The sequence below is a fragment of the Pyxidicoccus fallax genome (assembly GCF_012933655.1).
GTDB classification, from domain to species: Bacteria; Myxococcota; Myxococcia; order Myxococcales; family Myxococcaceae; genus Myxococcus; species Myxococcus fallax.
This window is the reverse complement of record NZ_JABBJJ010000067.1, coordinates 1-16,234: the sequence shown is the minus strand read 5'-3', so window position 1 is coordinate 16,234 and position 16,234 is coordinate 1. Positions and strand designations below refer to the sequence as shown.

Below are 16,234 nucleotides of genomic sequence, written 5' to 3'. Positions count from 1 at the left end.
TGCGCCCGAGCGGCTCCTGGTGATTCATGCCGCGCTGTGTCAGGTTGTGCGGCGAGGCCTCCGTGATCCCAATCGAAGCGATGGATGTCCCGGCCTCCGCGCCGGAAAGCCCGACTGACGCCGCACCACCGCCACGCGTGGGTGGAGGCCGTCTGGAGTTCGCCCTCGGCGTCCTCAACGGCGTGGTGGGGGACTACCTGCACCGGAATGACAACGGGCTGGCCACGCCCATGGAGTTGTTCCTCGACGGGCGTCCGCTCCAGGTGGAGCGCGAGTCGCTGCGGCGGGCATATCCCCGGTCGAAAGGACGGCTCGCGCTCTGGGTGCACGGGCTGGCGGTCACCGAGGCCGTCTGGTCCTTCCCCGGCGAGCCCGCGGTGACGTACGGCTCGCTGCTGGAGCGCGACCACGGCTTCACGCCGCTCTACCTCCGCTACAACACAGGCCTGCGCATCTCCGACAACGGCGAGTCCCTGGCGCGGCTGCTGGAGGAGCTCGTCGCCGCGTTCCCGGTGCCCGTCGAGGAGCTCGTCCTGGTGGGCTACAGCATGGGCGGGCTCGTGGTGCGCAGCGCGTGTCAGGTGGCCGCCGAGGCGGGCCACGCGTGGCTGTCCCGAGTCCGTCGGGCCGTCTACATCGGCGTGCCGCACCTGGGCAGCCCATTGGAGCGGATGGGCCGCGTCATCTCCCGGGTGCTGCGCGACATTCCGAATCCGTACACCCTGCTCATCGCGGACGTGGCGGACCTGCGCAGCAGCGGCGTGAAGGAACTGGGCGCGCCCCTCCAGAGTCGCGGTCATCCCATTCCGTTGCTTCCCGGCATCTCACACCACCTGCTGGTGGGCGCGCTGGCCGTCGAGGAGCGGCACCTGCTCTCCCTGCTGTTCGGCGACGGCGTGGTCCCCATGGCGAGCGCCGCGGGCAGGGCGGGGCGCGTGGGCCACGACCTGCTCGTCCCGCCCGAGAACGTGCAGGTGCTCACGGGCACCCATCATGTCGCGCTGGCACACGATGCCCGGGTCTACGCCCGGCTTCGGACGTGGTTCGAGGAGGCACCATGAGGATGAAGCGCTGGCGTGGGCTGAAGTCCCTGGTGCAGGACGTGGTGGAGCACGGCACGACGGCCGTCGAGGGCGTCCACAGGCGCACCGCGGCGGTGCCCTTCGCGCTGCTGCGCAAGATACGGCCGCTCGACGCGCCCGTCCGCCGCATCCAGGCGCTTCATGACCTGACCCTGTCGGTCTCCTACGGCATGGTCCGGCTGGTGAACCGCGTGGTCGGAAAGACGGTGGATGTCGCGCTCGACGTGGTGGAGCAGCGCTCGGGCGAGGCGCGCATTCGCGACGTGCCACCTCCCGCGCCGCTGCCGTCCTCCACGCGGTAGCGCGAAGGGCGGGCAGGCGGGCGGCGCTTCCCGGGCCGGGTGCTTCCGAACCGTCCCGTCCAACCCCACGTTGCTCGTGGGAGCGAGCACCATGGATTCGCAGGACCCATCCGCCGAGCTGGGGGCCGCGAAGGTCCCCCTGGTCTCCGCCGAGCGACACCAGCGCGTGCGCCGAACGCCCCGGGGCCAGAGGCCCTCGCTGCTGGCCCGCGGTGACTTCCGGAGCGTCGACGAGCGCATGGCCATGGGCCGCGCGCTGCGCAAGCACTGCCCCCGGAGCGCCCACGCGGAGTGGAAGCCCTCCGAGGGACGCGAGCCCCTGGAGCAGCTCCGCCGCTCGGACGCGACGCGGCTGCCCTGGCTCGTCCCCGTGCGCCACGAGCGCATGTCGCAGTCGAGCTTCGCCTTCCTCCGAGGCACGCCCTTCGTCATGGCGAGAGACCTGTCGCGGACGCCGGTGTGCGGCCTGCGCACCCAGCTCTGCGGTGACGCGCACCTGGCCAACTTCGGCCTCTTCGCCACCCCCGAGCGCCGGCTCATCTTCGACCTCAACGACTTCGACGAGACGCTGCCCGGCCCCTTCGAGTGGGACGTGAAGCGGCTGGCGGCGAGCTGCGTGGTCGCCGCGCGGCGGAACGGGCTCGGCCGCGGCTGCGGCAAGAAGGCGGCCCGCAGGGCCGTGAAGGCCTACCGGCGGATGATGCGCGAGCTGGCCCCGTGCGGACTCCTGGAGGTGTGGTCCCGGGCCGTGGACGCGAAGCAGCTCGTGCGCGACTGTCAGGACCGCGCCGGACTGGCGGAAGAGGCCGTGGAGAAGGCCCGCCGCCACACCAGCGCGCACGCCGTGGAGAAGCTCACCGTGGAGCGCGGCGGACGCAGGCACCTCGCGTACCAACCTCCGCTGCTCTTTCCGCTCGCCGCGGTGAAGATGGGCATCTCCGTGGGGGAGCTGCGCCGGCGGATGCGGCGGCTGGCCGCGGGCTACCTGTCCTCGCTGGACGGCGCCATGCGCGACCTCTGCCTGCGCTACCGCCAGCGCGAGTGGGGCTTCAAGGTGGTGGGCGTGGGCAGCGTGGGGCTCCAGGCCTACGTCGTGCTGTGCCAGGGCAACGGCGAGGACGACCCGCTGGTGCTCCAGGTCAAGGAGGCGCAGCCCTCCGTGCTGGAGCCCTACCTCGGCCCGAGCGGCGTCCGCAGCCCCGGTGAGCGCGTCGTCGTGGGACAGCGACGCATGCAGGCCTTCTCCGACCTGTTCCTCGGGTGGACCGAGGTGGAGGGCATGGGCGCCTTCTACGTCCGGCAACTGCGCGACATGAAGGGCGCGCTCGACGTGGAGAAGATGGCGCCCGACCTGTTCCTCGAATACGCCGAGTCCTGTGGCGCCACCCTGGCCCGGGCCCACGCGCGCACCGGGGATGCCGCCGCCATCGCCGGCTACCTCGGCGGCGGCACCTGCTTCGACGAGGCGCTCGCCGACTTCGCCTGCGCCTACGCGGACCAGGTGGACGAGGACTACGCCCGCTTCATCGACGCGCAGGACTCCCTGGTGGATGAGGCGCTGGTGCACTGAGCCGCGCAAGCCGCCAGGTCTCACAACCGGACCGCGGCGGCCCTACCCGCTGGCGGCTTGTCCTCCCGACGGCCCTGTGACGGGATTCAGGCCCAAGCCGAACACCCTGGAGAACCCTCATGAGCGTGGCACGGGCCCTGAGCCCCAACGAGGAGGAGTTCGAGTACTACAACCGCCGGCTGAGCGGCGCCCTGCAGATGCAGCTGTGCTTGCGGTTGGAAGGGCCGCTCACCTTCGCCATCGTCCAGCGGGCGCTGCGGCTGCTCCAGCAGGAGCACACGCTGCTCCAGGCGCGCATCACCTCCGTGGAGGGCCGCCTGCACTACGAGGTGGACCCCAACCTGCGGATTCCCGCGCGGCAGGTGGAGCGCACCGGGCCGGACCAGTGGCGCGAGGTGATACGCGAGGAACTCAACGCGTCACTCGCCTCGTCGGAGGGGCTGATGCGCGTCAGCTACGTCCCGGCCGGGGCCGGCACCGCGCTGCATGACGTGGTCATCAAGTCGCACCACGGCATCATGGACGCGGCGGCGATGATGCGCGTGTACGGCCGCCTGATGGAGCTGTGCGGTGAGCTGGCGGCGGGGAAGGAGCCCGCGCCGGTGGCGGCCCGGCCCATCTCGCCGCCCACCACGGAGCTGCTCCCCTTGAAGGGGCTGGCGCTGGGGCTCAAGAAGGCCCGCTTCATGGCGCACATGATGGGCACGATGATGACGAAGAAGCCCCGGCCCATGCCCATCACCGAGTTCGCGCCGGTGGAGCAGCAGCAGTCGAGCTTCGAGCACCTCCGGCTGCCGGTGGACGTGCTGGCGCCGCTGGTGGAGCGGGCGCGCGAGGAGCGCAGCTCCGTCACCGCGGCGCTCGCGGCGGCCATGCTGCTCACCATCCGCGAGGGCCTGCCGGGGGAGGGGCCGATGAACCTCGCCTGGCTCTCACCGCTCAGCTACCGCAACGCCATCCAGTCCGAGTTCGCGGACCCGTCCCACCTGGCCTTCGCCTTCGGCACCGGCATGTTCGTCAACGCGGTGGACGCGAAGGGGACGTTCTGGGAGCTCGCGCGCGCGACGAAGTCGAACATCGAGGACGCGCTGGCCAGCCAGCTCCACTACACCACGCCCCACCTGGCGAAGATGCGGCTGAGCTTCTTCGAGAAGGAGAAGCCCCCGGCCATGGTGCTGTCGTTCTCCAACATGGGCACCTTCCAGGTGGCCGACCACTTCGGCCCGCTGACGCTGAGGGAAATCCAGTTCACTCCCGCCATCCGCGGCTTCGGTCCCCTGTGGGTCGTCCACGCGTACACGTATCGGGACGAGCTCTACATCCACCTGGGCTTCGCTCAGCCCCTGCTGCGCCCCGAGGTGGCGCGGGCCTGGCTGGACTCCGTCGCCCACCGGCTTCGGGCGTCCCTGGCGAGGTAGCGGCCCACCCACCCGTGACGAGTGTGTGGAAATGGCCTTCCGTCTCGGGGCGGGCGTAAATACCTCGTGTACAGAGGCCGTGGGCTGGAAGATGCCGGAGTCTCGGAGCACCACGGTCGGGGACACCTACACCCTATGCTGCGTGTGAAGACGTACATCGCTCAGTCCGGCATCCACGGCATCGGCCTGTTCGCGGGCCAGTCCATTCCGAAGGGCACGGTGGTGTGGGGCTTCGACCCGCCCTTGGACCAGCGATTCACCCCGGAAGACGTCTCGAAGATGCCTCCGGTGATGAAGACCTTCCTGTCCCGCTACGCCTACAGCGACCGGGGCACGCTGGTGCTGTGCGGAGACCACGCGCGCTTCATGAACCACTCGCCCAAGCCGAACTGCGGCAACGACCCGACGCGGCAGTACACGCTCGCGCTGCGGGACATCGCCGAGGGCGAGGAACTCACCGACGACTACGTCACCATGGAGGACAGCTGGGAGCCGTTCGCGGGCATCATCGAGCCCGAGCGGATGTGAGCCCGGTCCAATGCCTCCCTGACTTCGGGTTACGCTCCCGGAGATGAAGGCCTTCATCTTCCTGCTGGCGTGCGCGGTGCTCACGCTGCCCACGCCCGCCGATGCCTGTAGCTGCGTGCGCGGCTCGCCGGACCTGCACGAGGCGCTGCGTGACGCCCTCTCCGACTCCGACATGGTCTTCCACGGGCGCGTGAAGTCCGTGGGCCCGCGTCTGAAGCTGCTGTCGTACCTGGGCGTGAAGACGGACTGGGAGGCCCGGCTCGAGGTCCTCGAGGTCTTCAAGGGCAAGCCCGGAGGCTCGTTGGTTCTGCCCAGCGGCCCCACGGCGAGCTGCGAGTACCCCTTCACCGAGGGAGACGAGTTCCTCGTCTACGTGAACGACTACGACGGACAGCCGGTGTCCACCATCTGCTCGCGCACGCGGCCCGCTTTCAAGAGTGACGTCGAGCTCGACTGGCTCCGGACGGGAGTGCTGCCCTCCGTCCCCGTCGCGCTCCAGCGGCAGAGCGTCCGCTGTGAGCCCTGCGACCTCGACACGGTGGCGGAAGAACTCGGCGACAAGGAGGTTGGGAACAAGGACGCCGAGAGCGCGCTGAAGACGGGGAAGCCCTTCTGGGTCAGCGGGTATTCCGACCACGAAGACCCCACCCGGCTGACGGCGGTGGGCCTCTCCCGGGATGGGCGCCCGTTCGAGCTGGTGCAGACCCCCTACAACGGTACGAACGAGGCCTGCCGCCAGCGGGTGACGCGGCGGTGGTGCGAGAAGCTCGTGCCGGCGCCCCGCGCGCGGAGGAACGTGCCGGCGCTCCAGTGCGTCAATCCGGGGCCCGCCGAGGAGGTCTGCGACGAGGAGAAGAGCCGCGAGGTGACGTGGCTCCCCCGGGAGTCCATGAGCGCCGCCACCTGCGAATGGCACTCGCCGACGGAGACGGCCTGCGAGCTGGCGAAGGAGCCCCGGCCGCTCGACGCGGGCGCGCCCACCTCGCCGCTGCTCTCGTGCAGGCCGACGAAGCCGCCGGCCCTGTCCTACGCGTGTCAGGTGCGGAAGGGGATGGGCGTGCCCTGAAGCACGCCGGGGCCGGTTTTCAGGGCGTGGGCGCCGCGGTGGCCGGCGTGCCCGCGTCCTCCGCGGAGGGCGGAAGCTCCAGCAGGTCCTCCGGCTTCGTGGGCAGCTGCACCCAGCCGACGGACACCTCCAGCACGTCCGGCCCGGAGCCGCGCGCGTACAGCGTGCCAGCCTTGTCCTTCACCTCGTCCCCCAGCCACAGCCGCGCCAGCTCCTTGCCGTCCGCGCCCTGCAGCACCGCGCCCCGGGACGCGTCGGAGATGCCGTACTTCGCCCAGTTCCTCGGCGCCGTCCCAGCGAAGCCCGTGGCCTTGAAGGTGTCCAGCGAGCCCAGCAGCGACAGCACCTTGAAGTGCTGCGCCTTGCCGCGCGTCGGGGACTCCACCTCCCACGTCCCCGCGCCGCCGTTGGCGCCGGCCACGTTCACCACGGTGATGGGGGGCGCGCCGCCGCCGGGGTGGAACACCACGCGCTGCACGTCCTCGCGGCGGAACGCCAGCACGCGCTTGTCCTTCAGCTCCGCCACGCCCAGGTCGAGCACCGCCAGCGCATGCTCGTACACCTCGCCCAGCAGCGCCCGCGAGCCCTGCTCGCGCAGCGCGTACACCTTCGTGACGCCGTCCTCCGTCACCTGAGACATGCGCACGCGCACCGGCTCGCCGACGCCCGGCGTGAAGAGCGCGTCCACCGCAGGCGTCTCCAGGCCCAGCTTCCTACGCATCTCCGGCGTGTCCTCGGGGAAGGACATGGCCCGCTGCTCCTTCAGCCCCATCAGCAGGTCCGCCACCCGCACCTCGTCGGCGCGCACGTTCACCGGCCGCACCAGCCGCCAGCCGGTGCCGCCCGTGTCCCGCTCCAGGCGGTACGCGTTCGTCTTCGCCTTCACCTCGATGCTCGTGAGCGAGGGCTCCTCCAGCGTCCCGAGGAACTCCTTGGAGCGCAGCGCGAAGGCGTCCTTGTCCAGAGACCAGCGCACCGAGCCCGGCGCGGCGTACACCTTCGGGTCTCCCTCGCGGCGCACGTACACGGAGCCGTCGAAGGGGTTCTCGATGCCACCGTGCAGCGTCACCGTGCGCTGGCGCGCCGGGTCCTCCGCGCCGCCGCCATTCGCGTCCGGCACCCAGGCCTGGGCCACCACGGAGAAGGACGGCGTCTTCAGGCCGTACTTCTCCAGGTCCGCGTCCGTGGGGGACTCCTCCACGGTGGAGGTGAACTTCGCCGAAGCCAGGGCGCTGGTGATGGACTCCACCGCGGCCTGCTCCGCGCCGGTGGACACCGGGGCGGTGACCTTCCAGGTGCCGTCCTTCTCTCGCGCCAGCTCCGTGGTGACGCCGCGCGACTTCAGCGTCAGCCGCGTGAAGACGGGGGCCGGAGGCGCGCCACCGTCCGAGCCCTTCTCGCCGGCCTCGTGCGCGGCGAAGAGCTTCTCGGACACCTCCTTGCGCTCGGTCTCTCGCGCGTCCGGCTCCTTCACGCCGTACCACGCGTAGAGCCCCAGCCCTCCCACGCCCACGGTAAGGGCGAGCAGCGTCACCAGGTTCTTGCTCTTCTGGTTCACTTGTTGCGCCTCGACAGCCAGATGGCCAGCCCCATGCCCAGCAGGGACAGGGGCAGCAGGTCCGTGGAGACGAAGCGGATGCCGTCCATGGCCGCCTCGTCCAGCTCCAGCGTGGACACCTCGCGGTCCGGCGGGCGGATGGTGATCTTCTGCACCTGGTTGGACGCCCACCCCAGCGCGTTCATCACCAGGTTGCGGTTGGGCTCGTGGCCCCAGTTCGGGTCCAGGAGCAGCTCGGAGTCACCCATCACCACCAGCCGTGCCTGGTCGAAGCGCTTGTTCTCGGCTTGGAGCGAGTCGCGCGTGGCGGCCACCACCAGCGTGAGCTGGCCCGTCTTCTCGCCGTCGGAGGGCATGGCGTTCTCCTCGGGCTTCGTCTCCACCCAGCCGTACTGCGAGGTGAGCACCACCGGCTCCACCTTCACGCCCGGCGCCAGGTTGCCCCGCAGCGCGGACAGGCTGCGCGGGGTGGGAATCTCCACGTTCAGCCCGCGCGCCCGCAGCGGCTTGCCAATCTCGTGCTCGCCGTAGAAGAGCGAGAGGATGACGTAGGGGTTGCCGCTGTTGAACTGCGAGTCCGCGGCGATGCCGTCATCCACCTGCACGCCGTACTCGGCCAGCAGCGCGTCCAGGCCGTCCTCCAGCCCCGCGTCCGCGAAGTAGAGCATCCGCCCACCGGAGGCGAGGTACTTCTGGAGCACCTCCACCTCCGGCTTCGCGAAGGGCGTGCGCGCGCCCGCGATGATGACGAGCGACGCGTCCATCGGCACCTCCGTGCGGCCCACGAGGTGCAGCAACTCCGGGCTGTAGCCCTCCTGCTTGAGCTGCTGCGTCAGCTCGGACAGGCTCGCTCCCGGGTCCGTGGGGGACGCCTGGGACTTCTCCAGCGGCCACTCGCCATGGCCGGTGACGAAGTAGACCTTCTGCAGGCCCACCGTCGCCAGCTTGATGAGCGCGTTGGTCAACTCCTGCTCGGACAGGGTGTTGAGCGTGGTGTGCGACGCGCTCTCGCCCTCGCCGCGCACCAGCACCACCGTCGTCTGCCCTTCCTTGAGCTGGTACTTCGCCGCCAGGTCCGGATGGCGGCGCGGGTCCTTGAAGGAGTACTCGAACTTCTCCGGCGCCTCCGCGTGGTAGCGCTGGAACAGCTCATCCAGGAGCCCGTAGTACGTGTGCGTGGGCGGGATGAAGCCGATGGCGCGCACCTTGTCCGGCATCGCGCGCAGCGTGGCCGTCGTCTGCGGCGCCAGCGTGTAGATCTTCTCCTTCGTCAAATCCCACCGCTTGTTCTTCTTGTGGGCGATGTAGTTGACCGCCACCAGACCGCCCAGCACGACGAGCCCGGTGAGCACGGTGGTGGTGAAGAAGAAGCTCGACCGGCTCGACGCGAACTGGCCGAACTGCTTGAAGTTGGTGGCGAGGTACGCGCCCAGCAGCAGCAGGCCGGCGCCCGCCTTCACGGCGGTGGCAACGGGGCTGCCCGAGGTGAAGAACAGCGTGAAGGGACTCGACAGCAGGAGCAGGAGTCCGAAGGCCCCCAGCACCTTTCCGATGTTGGTCGCTTTCATGGCGGTTCAGGCCCAGCGCTGCGCTTCCACCGTGCGGTGGGTGAGCAGCAGAGAGAAGAGGATGACGGAGGCGAAGAACACCATCGACTGCACGTCCATCACGCCCTTGAGCATGTTCTGCAGCTGCGAGTCGAAGGACAGGTACGCCAGCACCGAGCGCAGCGGCTCCTCCGTGGACTGCGCCACCCCGGACAGCAGCATCCACGGCAGCAGCACCACGAAGGTCAGCAGGGCCGCCAGCATCTGGCTCTCCGTGAGCGAGGAGATGAACATGCCCACCGCCATGCAGGTGGCGCCCCACACGAGCAGCCCCGCGTAGCCCAGGAGCACCGTGGACCACTCCAGCGCGGTGCCGGACTCGGCGCGGCCGAAGGAGGAGAGCAGCACCGGGAAGACGATGGTGAGCCCCAGCGTGGCGGAGATGATGCCCAGGCCGCCCAGGTACTTGCCCAGCACGATTTCGATGGGCCGCACCGGCGCCGTCATCAGCAATTCGAACGTCTTGTTGCGCTTCTCCTCGGCGAACAGCCGCATGGAGAGGAAGGGCGCGACGAAGAGGGTGATGATGAGGATGGTGCCCCACAGCTGCACCACCACCCCGTCCGTGAGGTTGCGGTAGACGTTGTAGTCCGGCGGCATGTGGTCCCACCCCATGAGGCGGGCCATGTCCTGCACCTGCTTGAACTGCTGCAGCAGGCCGACGAAGAAGAACGACGACAGCGCCACCATCGCCGTGAAGACCGCGTAGGCCCACGGGGTGGTGAAGTAGATGGACAGCTCCTTGCGGGCAATCGCCAGGGCGGTACGCATGACGGGTTCCTCGTGGGGCCGCTCAGGCGGCGGTCAGCTTGATGAAGATTTCTTCCAACGACACGTTCTCCGCCTGGCCGTGCAGATGGGCCAGCTTGCGGATCTCGTCGTAGGCGACAATCTTCCCCTGGTTGATGATGAGCACCTTCTCGCACGTCACCGTCACCTCCGGGAGGATGTGCGTGGAGAGGATGACGGTGTGCTTGCCGGCCAGGCTCTTGATGAGCGCGCGCACCTCGGCGCGCTGCGTGGGGTCCAGGCCTTCAGTGGGCTCGTCGAGGATGAGGACCGGCGGCGAGCCGAGCAGCGCCTGGGCGATGCCGACGCGCTGCTTGTAGCCCTTGGAGAGGTTCTGGATGACGCGGTCCATGACGTGCGTCACGCCGGTGAGGCCGGCCACCCGCTCCACCTCGGCCTTGAGGCCTCGGCCCGGCAGCCCCTTCAGCGAGCCGACGAACTGGAGGTACCCCCGCACCGTCATCTCCGGGTAGAGCGGCGGCGTCTCCGGCAGGTAGCCGATGCGCCGCTTCACCTCCAGCGGCTGCTCGAAGACGTCGAAGCCTCCCACCCGGGCGGTGCCTTCCGACGGCGGAAGGAACCCGGTGAGGATCTTCATCGTGGTGGACTTGCCCGCGCCGTTGGGCCCGAGGAAGCCGAGAATCTCACCCTCTTCGACCTGGAAGGTGAGGTCCTCCACGGCCACCCGGTCCCGGTAGCGCTTGGTGAGGTGCTGTACCTCGATCATCGGCATGGGAAGGCTCCCGTGAAGAAGCGATCAACCAGGGCCGCTGGCCGCTGAGCGTGATCGCCGGACGGCCTCGGAAAAAGGCGCGTGGAATATAAGGAAAACCCGCTTCGGGCTGTCAAGGCGAGCCCCCTTCGGGCGGGCGGCCCTTTCCAGGCTGGCCGAAGTCCTGCATGAACGCCATTCCGTGCGGCTTTCCGGACACGCCGAACAGGGGTAGTGGGGCGTCTATGCCAATCGTGGTGCAGAAGTACGGCGGCTCCTCGGTCGCCGACGTGGAGAAGATCCGCCGGGTGGCCGGCCGCGTGAAGGACAAGCGAGACGCGGGCTACCAGGTGGTGGTGGTGGTGAGCGCCATGGGCGACACCACGGACGAGCTGCTGTCGCTGGCCAAGAGCGTGTCGGCGGACCCGCCGCGGCGCGAGCTGGACATGCTGCTGACGTGCGGCGAGCGCATCTCCATGGCGCTGTTGTCCATGGCGCTCCAGGAGATGGGCGTGCCGGCCATCAGCTTCACGGGCAGCCAGAGCGGCATCATCACCAACGACGCGCACGCGCAGGCGCGCATCGTGGAGGTGCGGCCCTACCGCATCCACGACGAGCTGGCGCGGGGGAAGGTGGTCATCGTCGCCGGGTACCAGGGGGTGTCCTACAAGAAGGAGGTCACCACGCTGGGGCGCGGGGGCTCGGACACCACGGCGGTGGCGCTGGCGGCGGCGCTGGACGCGGAGGCGTGTGAAATCTACTCCGACGTGGACGGCGTCTTCAGCGCGGACCCGCGGGTGGTGCCGGACGCGCGCAAGCTGGAGTCGCTCAGCTACGACGAGATGCAGGAGCTGGCGAGCGCGGGGGCCAAGGTGCTCAACGCCCAGGCGGTGGAGTGGGCCAAGGCGCGGGGCATCGCCATCCTCGCCCGCACGGCGCACGGGCAGGGGAGCGGCACCGTGGTGCAGGAGCTGGCCGGCCCCGCGGACAACCGGGTGAAGGGAGTCACCGCCGAGCCGGAGATGGCGGTGCTGTCCGCCAGTGAGCAGGTGCGGCTGGAGGAGCTGCTGGAGTTCCTCGACGCGCGTGGGGTGCGGGGCCGGACGCTGGGCTTCGACGGGCCGCCGGGCGGCGCGAAGCACACCTCCATCGCCGTGCCGCTGGCGGACATCCACGGGCCGGAGGCGCTGCGCCGGGAGTTGTCCACGCGCTTCGGCGACGCGGTGTCGTGGCGCGAGGACCTGGGCACCGTCACCTGCGTGGGCGTGGGGCTGAACGCGGACTGGGCGCCGCTGCGGCGCGCGCTGGTCGCCGCGGAGGAACTGGGGGCGCGGGTGTACGCCGTCCACACGTCGCCGCTGCAGCTGACGTTGCTGGTGGACAAGGCGCACCTGAAGCCGCTGACCGCGCGCGTGCACAAGGAGTTGCTCGGCGGGTAACGCCGTTGCCCACGCTGGGGCCCACGGGTGGGTGGAGTGTTGCCCCACACCTACCTGGAGTGGAAGGGAGCTTCCATCCTCCGGGGTCGTGCCTACCCTCCGTGCCTGAACACCGCGGAGGGAGGGTGGGATGGCACGGGGACGCCGGTGGGGAATCGTGGCATGTGGGCTGGCCCTCCTGCTCGCCTGGAGCGGCTGTCAGGAGTCGGCGCCCAAGCGTCCGGATGTGGACATGGGGGACCGGCACGACGAGCCGCCCCTGAATGACGGCCATGACGGCGGCGATGGCGGGTACCACCCCGGCATCCTCGACTCGGGAACGGATGCCGGGCCGGGCGCGCCGGATGCCGGCCCCGAGACGCCCGACGGAGGACCCGGGCCCGGGCCGCAGCCCTCGCGAGACGCGGACGCGGTGCGCAAGGAGAACCTGCGCCCGGGGACGACGGCCTGGCGCATCAACCGCGACGCGAAGGAGCGGGTCGCCAACAACAACGAGATTGAGGGCTACGCGCTCGAGGCCACGCTGAAGCAGGGCGACACGCTGCGCGTGGCGGTGTCCGTCTCCGAGGCGAAGAGCTTCCGCTGGACGGTGTACCGGCTGGGCTACTACGGCGGCGCGGGCGGACGCGAGGTGGCGCGCGGCGGACCGGTGCAGGGCGTGAAGCAGGCGCCGTGCTCGGCGGACCCGGCCACCGGCGTGGTGGCCTGCACCTGGGCGCCCGTCCTGGAGATTCCCGTCAAGGAGGACTGGGTCCGCGGCGTGTACGTGGTGAAGCTGGCGCGCGAGGACCGCTACCACCGCTACGTGCCCTTCTTCGTGCGCGACGCCAACCCGCGCGCGGAGGTGGCGGTGCTCATCCCCACCGCGACGTGGGCCGCCTACAACACGTGGGGCGGCACCAGCCTCTACGACGACAAGGATGGAGTGATGAAGCCGCACGGCGTGAGCCGCGCCTTCCAGTCGTCCTATGACCGGCCGTACCACCGGCAGCAGGGCACGGGCCACCTGCTGGAGGACGACCTGAGCCTCGTGCAGTGGCTGGAGGCGCAGGGCCTGGACGTGGGCTACTTCACCGACGAGGACTTCGACGCGAGCTACGACTTCGTGGCCGGGGCGAAGGTGCTCTTCGTCTCCGGGCACGACGAGTACTGGTCCCTGCGCAACCGCGAGCATGCGGACCGCGCGGTGGCGGAGGGGCGCTCGCTCATCAACCTGGGCGCGAACAACGCCTACTGGCACGTGCGGATGGACCCGGCGGCGGACGGGCGGCAGCGCCGCATCGTCACCTGCTACAAGGGCCATCAGAACGACCCGCACAAGGACGCGCGGCGGACGGTGAAGTTCCGCGACGGCCCGATGGGGCGGCCGGAGAACGCGCTCTTCGGCGTGCAGTTCTCCAGCCGGTGGCACCAGTTCGGCTTCCCGATGGTCATCACCGCGCCCGAGCACTGGGCGCTGGCGGGCACGGGGCTGAAGGCCGGTGACACGCTGTGGCGGGCCAACGGCTACGAATTGGATCAGATCGTCAACAACGGCCGCTCGCCGCAGGGCATGGAGATCCTGGCGGAGTCTCCGGGCCTGTCGCTGCAGGGAGCCTTCGGCTTCGGGCACATGGTGGTGCGCAAGCAGGGCAACGCGTATGTCTTCTCCTCGGGCGGCATCGACTTCGTGCGCACGCTGGCCTCCGAGGACATGGCGGACCCGCGCGCCGCGCGCATCGTGGCCAACGTCCTCTACAAGGCCCTGGGCCGGCCGGTGCCGGAGACGCTGGTGGAGTTCCAGCGCAAGAACGTGGCGCAGCCGCAGGGGCCCTTCTCTCCGGGCGTGCGCACCGTGGCGGGGAAGCCCGGACAGCGGCCGCGCGCGTGGACCCCGGTGGCCGCGGACGCGCTCGGCGCGCCGGTGGCGGTGACGGTGATGCCGGACGGCGGCTGGGCCGTGGCGGACGCGCAGGCCAACGCGGTGAAGCGCGTGTCGCCGGACGGCACCGTGAGCACGGTCCTGACGGGGCTCAACGGGCCCATGGGCATCGCCGCGGACGCCGCGGGCAACATCTACGTGTCGGACACGGACACGTACGTCATCCGCCGCATCCCCGTGGACGGGAAGGCGGAGGTGTTCGCCGGAGGCACGCCGGGCCAGAAGGACGGGCCGGCGAAGGAGGCGGCCTTCGACCAGCCCGCGGGCCTGACGCTCACGCCGGACGGCAAGGCGCTGCTGGTGGCGGACATGAACAACGGAGTGATTCGCCGCATCGACCTGGAGGCCCCGGGCAATCCGGTGACGACGCTGCAGGGCGAGTGGATGTACCGGCCTTCCGCGGTGGCGGTGGCGCCCGACGGTGACACGCTCTACGTGGTGGAGACGGGCATGACGCGCGTGGTGCGCGTCCGCGGCGGCGTCACCTCGGTGGTGGCGGGCAGCAGCATCCATGGCTTCCAGGACGGCAAGCCGGAGAGCGCGCTGTTCCTGCCGTACCTGGGCATCGCGGTGCTGAAGGACGGCTCGCTGGCGGTGTCGGACCCGGGCAACTACCGCGTGCGGCGCATCCTCTTCGAGGAGGACGGCCGCGCGAGGGTGGTGACGACGATGGCCGGCAGCGGGCGCTACGGGCACCGCGACGGGCCGGGGGAGGACGCGGACTTCGTCCTCCCGGCCGGCCTGGCGGTGGGGCCCGATGGCAGCCTCTACGTGGCGGACGCTGGCAACGGGCTGGTGCGCTCCGTCACTCCATGTGGTCGGCCCGAGCGGCACTAGCCGCCTGCGCGGGGCAATCGGCTTCCACCGCGCCCACGTCCGGCGCGGTGCCGCAGTAGGGCAGGCCCAGGTCCATGCCCTGGTCCACCGCGTCCGGGCCGGGCGTCAGCTCGGCCGCGTCGGCCAGGGCGCTGGCGCTCTCCGTCGAGCCGGTGTCGCGGCCCGCCGCCTGCCACGCGGCGAGCGTGCCGCCCACCCAGGTGGAAGAGGGGACGAGGAAGTTGCCCGTGTTGAAGCCCGCGCCCGGCAGATAGAGGTTGGATTCCAGCTTCAGGCCCGGAGCGAGGGGCCCGAGGCTGACGGCGTTGCGGGTGGCGAAGAGGTTGTTGCGCACCGCCACGTTGGAGGAAGCGCCCCCCGTGCCATGGCCGATGACGAGCGCGAAGCCGTTCGTCCCCGTGACGGTGTTGTGCAGCACGCGCACGTCGACGCCGTTCTCGATGCGGATGCCGGAGCCCTCGGGCGTCTTCAGCCCGTGGATGCGGTTGCGGCGCACGGAGACGTTGGTGGGCGGCGCGCCCACGCGGTTGCCGCCCACGGCGATGCCCAGGGAGGAATTGGAGACGTCGTTGTCCTCCACGATGACGTTCTTCGCGGAGTAGTGCACCACCAGCGCCTCGCCGCGCGAGGTGGAGGACTTCGTGAAGCCGTGCATGCGGTTGCCGCGCACGGTGACGTCGTGACACGTCTTGATGTCCACCGCGTTCTCGCGGTTGTCATACATGTGATTGTTTTCGATGAGCACCCCGCGCGCGGGCGTGGCGTTGCTGAAGCCCTCCGGTCCCAGGCACTGCACGGAGTCCCCCGAGTTGTCATGGATGTCATTGCCGCGCACGGTGATGTCCCGGGACGTGGGGGCGATGACCACGCCATGGGAGTCGACGGAGCCGCGGGCGAAGTCGTGGATGTGATTGCCCTCGATGGTGACGCCCCGCGCGCTGTTGTCCGTGCTGATGCCGCTGCCGAAGGTGCCGTTGTGCAATTCATTGCCCGCGAGCACGGTGCCCTCGGTGTTGCCGGAGAACGTCACGGCGACCTGTCGCTGGCCGCGGACGTCCATCTCGAAGCCCTCGATGCGCCAGTGGGGCCGCTGCACGCGGACCATGAACCAGCCGCTGGAGGTGGGGACGAGCTTGGGCTTGCCCTCGCCGCGCAGGGTGATGAGGGCGGTGGCGGTGCCGGCCTTCACGCTGGCGTCCAGTTCCAGTTTCTCCGCGTAGGTGCCCTTCTGGACGCGGACGATTTCACCCGGGCCCACCAGCGACAGGGCCTTGGAGATGGTGCGCAGCGGCTTCTCGCGCGTGCCGGGCGCCGTGTCGCTGCCGGTGGGGCTGACGAACCACTCGCGCGAGTACTTCGGCGGGGGCGGCTCCTCGACGGGAGGCGGCGCGGGGGAGGGAACGGG

The 16,234-nt window shown here is 70.3% G+C and carries 13 protein-coding genes; 8 read left to right on the top strand and 5 right to left on the bottom strand.

All coding sequences use genetic code 11. The features are described from left to right. Window positions 1-137: 137 nt before the first annotated feature. From HG543_RS16320 to HG543_RS16295, 6 genes are all read left to right on the top strand, one after another. Window positions 138-1,061 (top strand): lipase family protein, encoded by a 924-nt coding sequence (locus HG543_RS16320; RefSeq protein ID WP_169345698.1) that lies wholly within the window; start codon window positions 138-140, stop codon window positions 1,059-1,061. Between the two features lie 2 nt (window positions 1,062-1,063). Next, the gene (locus HG543_RS16315; RefSeq protein ID WP_169345697.1) at window positions 1,064-1,384 is read left to right on the top strand and encodes a hypothetical protein; all 321 of its coding nucleotides are present in this window, start codon (window positions 1,064-1,066) and stop codon (window positions 1,382-1,384) included. Between the two features lie 91 nt (window positions 1,385-1,475). Next, on the top strand, window positions 1,476-2,954 hold the full coding sequence (locus HG543_RS16310; protein WP_211193965.1) for a DUF2252 domain-containing protein: 1,479 nt from the start codon (window positions 1,476-1,478) through the stop codon (window positions 2,952-2,954). Between the two features lie 119 nt (window positions 2,955-3,073). Beyond that, window positions 3,074-4,372 carry a phthiocerol/phthiodiolone dimycocerosyl transferase family protein gene (locus tag HG543_RS16305; RefSeq protein ID WP_169345696.1) on the top strand — a complete coding sequence of 433 codons (1,299 nt, stop codon included), beginning with the start codon at window positions 3,074-3,076 and terminating at the stop codon, window positions 4,370-4,372. A gap of 135 nt (window positions 4,373-4,507) precedes the next feature. After that, window positions 4,508-4,900: an SET domain-containing protein gene (locus HG543_RS16300; protein WP_169345695.1), complete on the top strand. Its 393-nt coding sequence runs from the start codon at window positions 4,508-4,510 to the stop codon at window positions 4,898-4,900. Between the two features lie 43 nt (window positions 4,901-4,943). Then, the gene (locus HG543_RS16295) at window positions 4,944-5,966 is read left to right on the top strand and encodes a hypothetical protein (protein ID WP_169345694.1); all 1,023 of its coding nucleotides are present in this window, start codon (window positions 4,944-4,946) and stop codon (window positions 5,964-5,966) included. A 19-nt stretch (window positions 5,967-5,985) separates the two neighbouring features. Here the strand turns inward: HG543_RS16295 and HG543_RS16290 are convergent, their stop codons facing one another. The 4 genes from HG543_RS16290 to HG543_RS16275 are packed head-to-tail and all read right to left on the bottom strand — an operon-like array spanning window position 5,986 to window position 10,647. Further along, window positions 5,986-7,524, bottom strand: a complete 1,539-nt coding sequence (locus HG543_RS16290; RefSeq protein WP_169345693.1) for a DUF4340 domain-containing protein — start codon at window positions 7,522-7,524, stop codon at window positions 5,986-5,988. Then, window positions 7,521-9,092 carry a GldG family protein gene (locus tag HG543_RS57145; RefSeq protein ID WP_169345692.1) on the bottom strand — a complete coding sequence of 524 codons (1,572 nt, stop codon included), beginning with the start codon at window positions 9,090-9,092 and terminating at the stop codon, window positions 7,521-7,523. The genes HG543_RS16290 and HG543_RS57145 overlap by 4 nt, the downstream gene beginning before the upstream one ends. A gap of 6 nt (window positions 9,093-9,098) precedes the next feature. Next, a complete protein-coding gene (locus HG543_RS16280) occupies window positions 9,099-9,902 on the bottom strand; it encodes an ABC transporter permease (RefSeq protein WP_169345691.1) in 804 nt (267 codons plus the stop codon). Between the two features lie 22 nt (window positions 9,903-9,924). Beyond that, window positions 9,925-10,647, bottom strand: a complete 723-nt coding sequence (locus HG543_RS16275; RefSeq protein ID WP_169345720.1) for an ABC transporter ATP-binding protein — start codon at window positions 10,645-10,647, stop codon at window positions 9,925-9,927. A gap of 230 nt (window positions 10,648-10,877) precedes the next feature. On the opposite strand from HG543_RS16275, the gene HG543_RS16270 reads away from it, so the two are divergent. Together HG543_RS16270 and HG543_RS16265 are read left to right on the top strand one after the other, a co-directional pair. After that, window positions 10,878-12,071: an aspartate kinase gene (locus HG543_RS16270; RefSeq protein ID WP_169345690.1), complete on the top strand. Its 1,194-nt coding sequence runs from the start codon at window positions 10,878-10,880 to the stop codon at window positions 12,069-12,071. Window positions 12,072-12,201: 130 nt separating this feature from the next. Next, complete coding sequence (locus HG543_RS16265) at window positions 12,202-14,829, top strand: N,N-dimethylformamidase beta subunit family domain-containing protein (RefSeq protein ID WP_169345689.1); 2,628 nt, start codon at window positions 12,202-12,204, stop codon at window positions 14,827-14,829. Here the strand turns inward: HG543_RS16265 and HG543_RS16260 are convergent. Continuing rightward, window positions 14,798-16,234 (bottom strand): right-handed parallel beta-helix repeat-containing protein (locus HG543_RS16260; protein WP_169345688.1); only part of this gene is annotated, 1,437 nt, incomplete at its 5' end. The two genes, HG543_RS16265 and HG543_RS16260, sit on opposite strands and share 32 nt — an antisense overlap.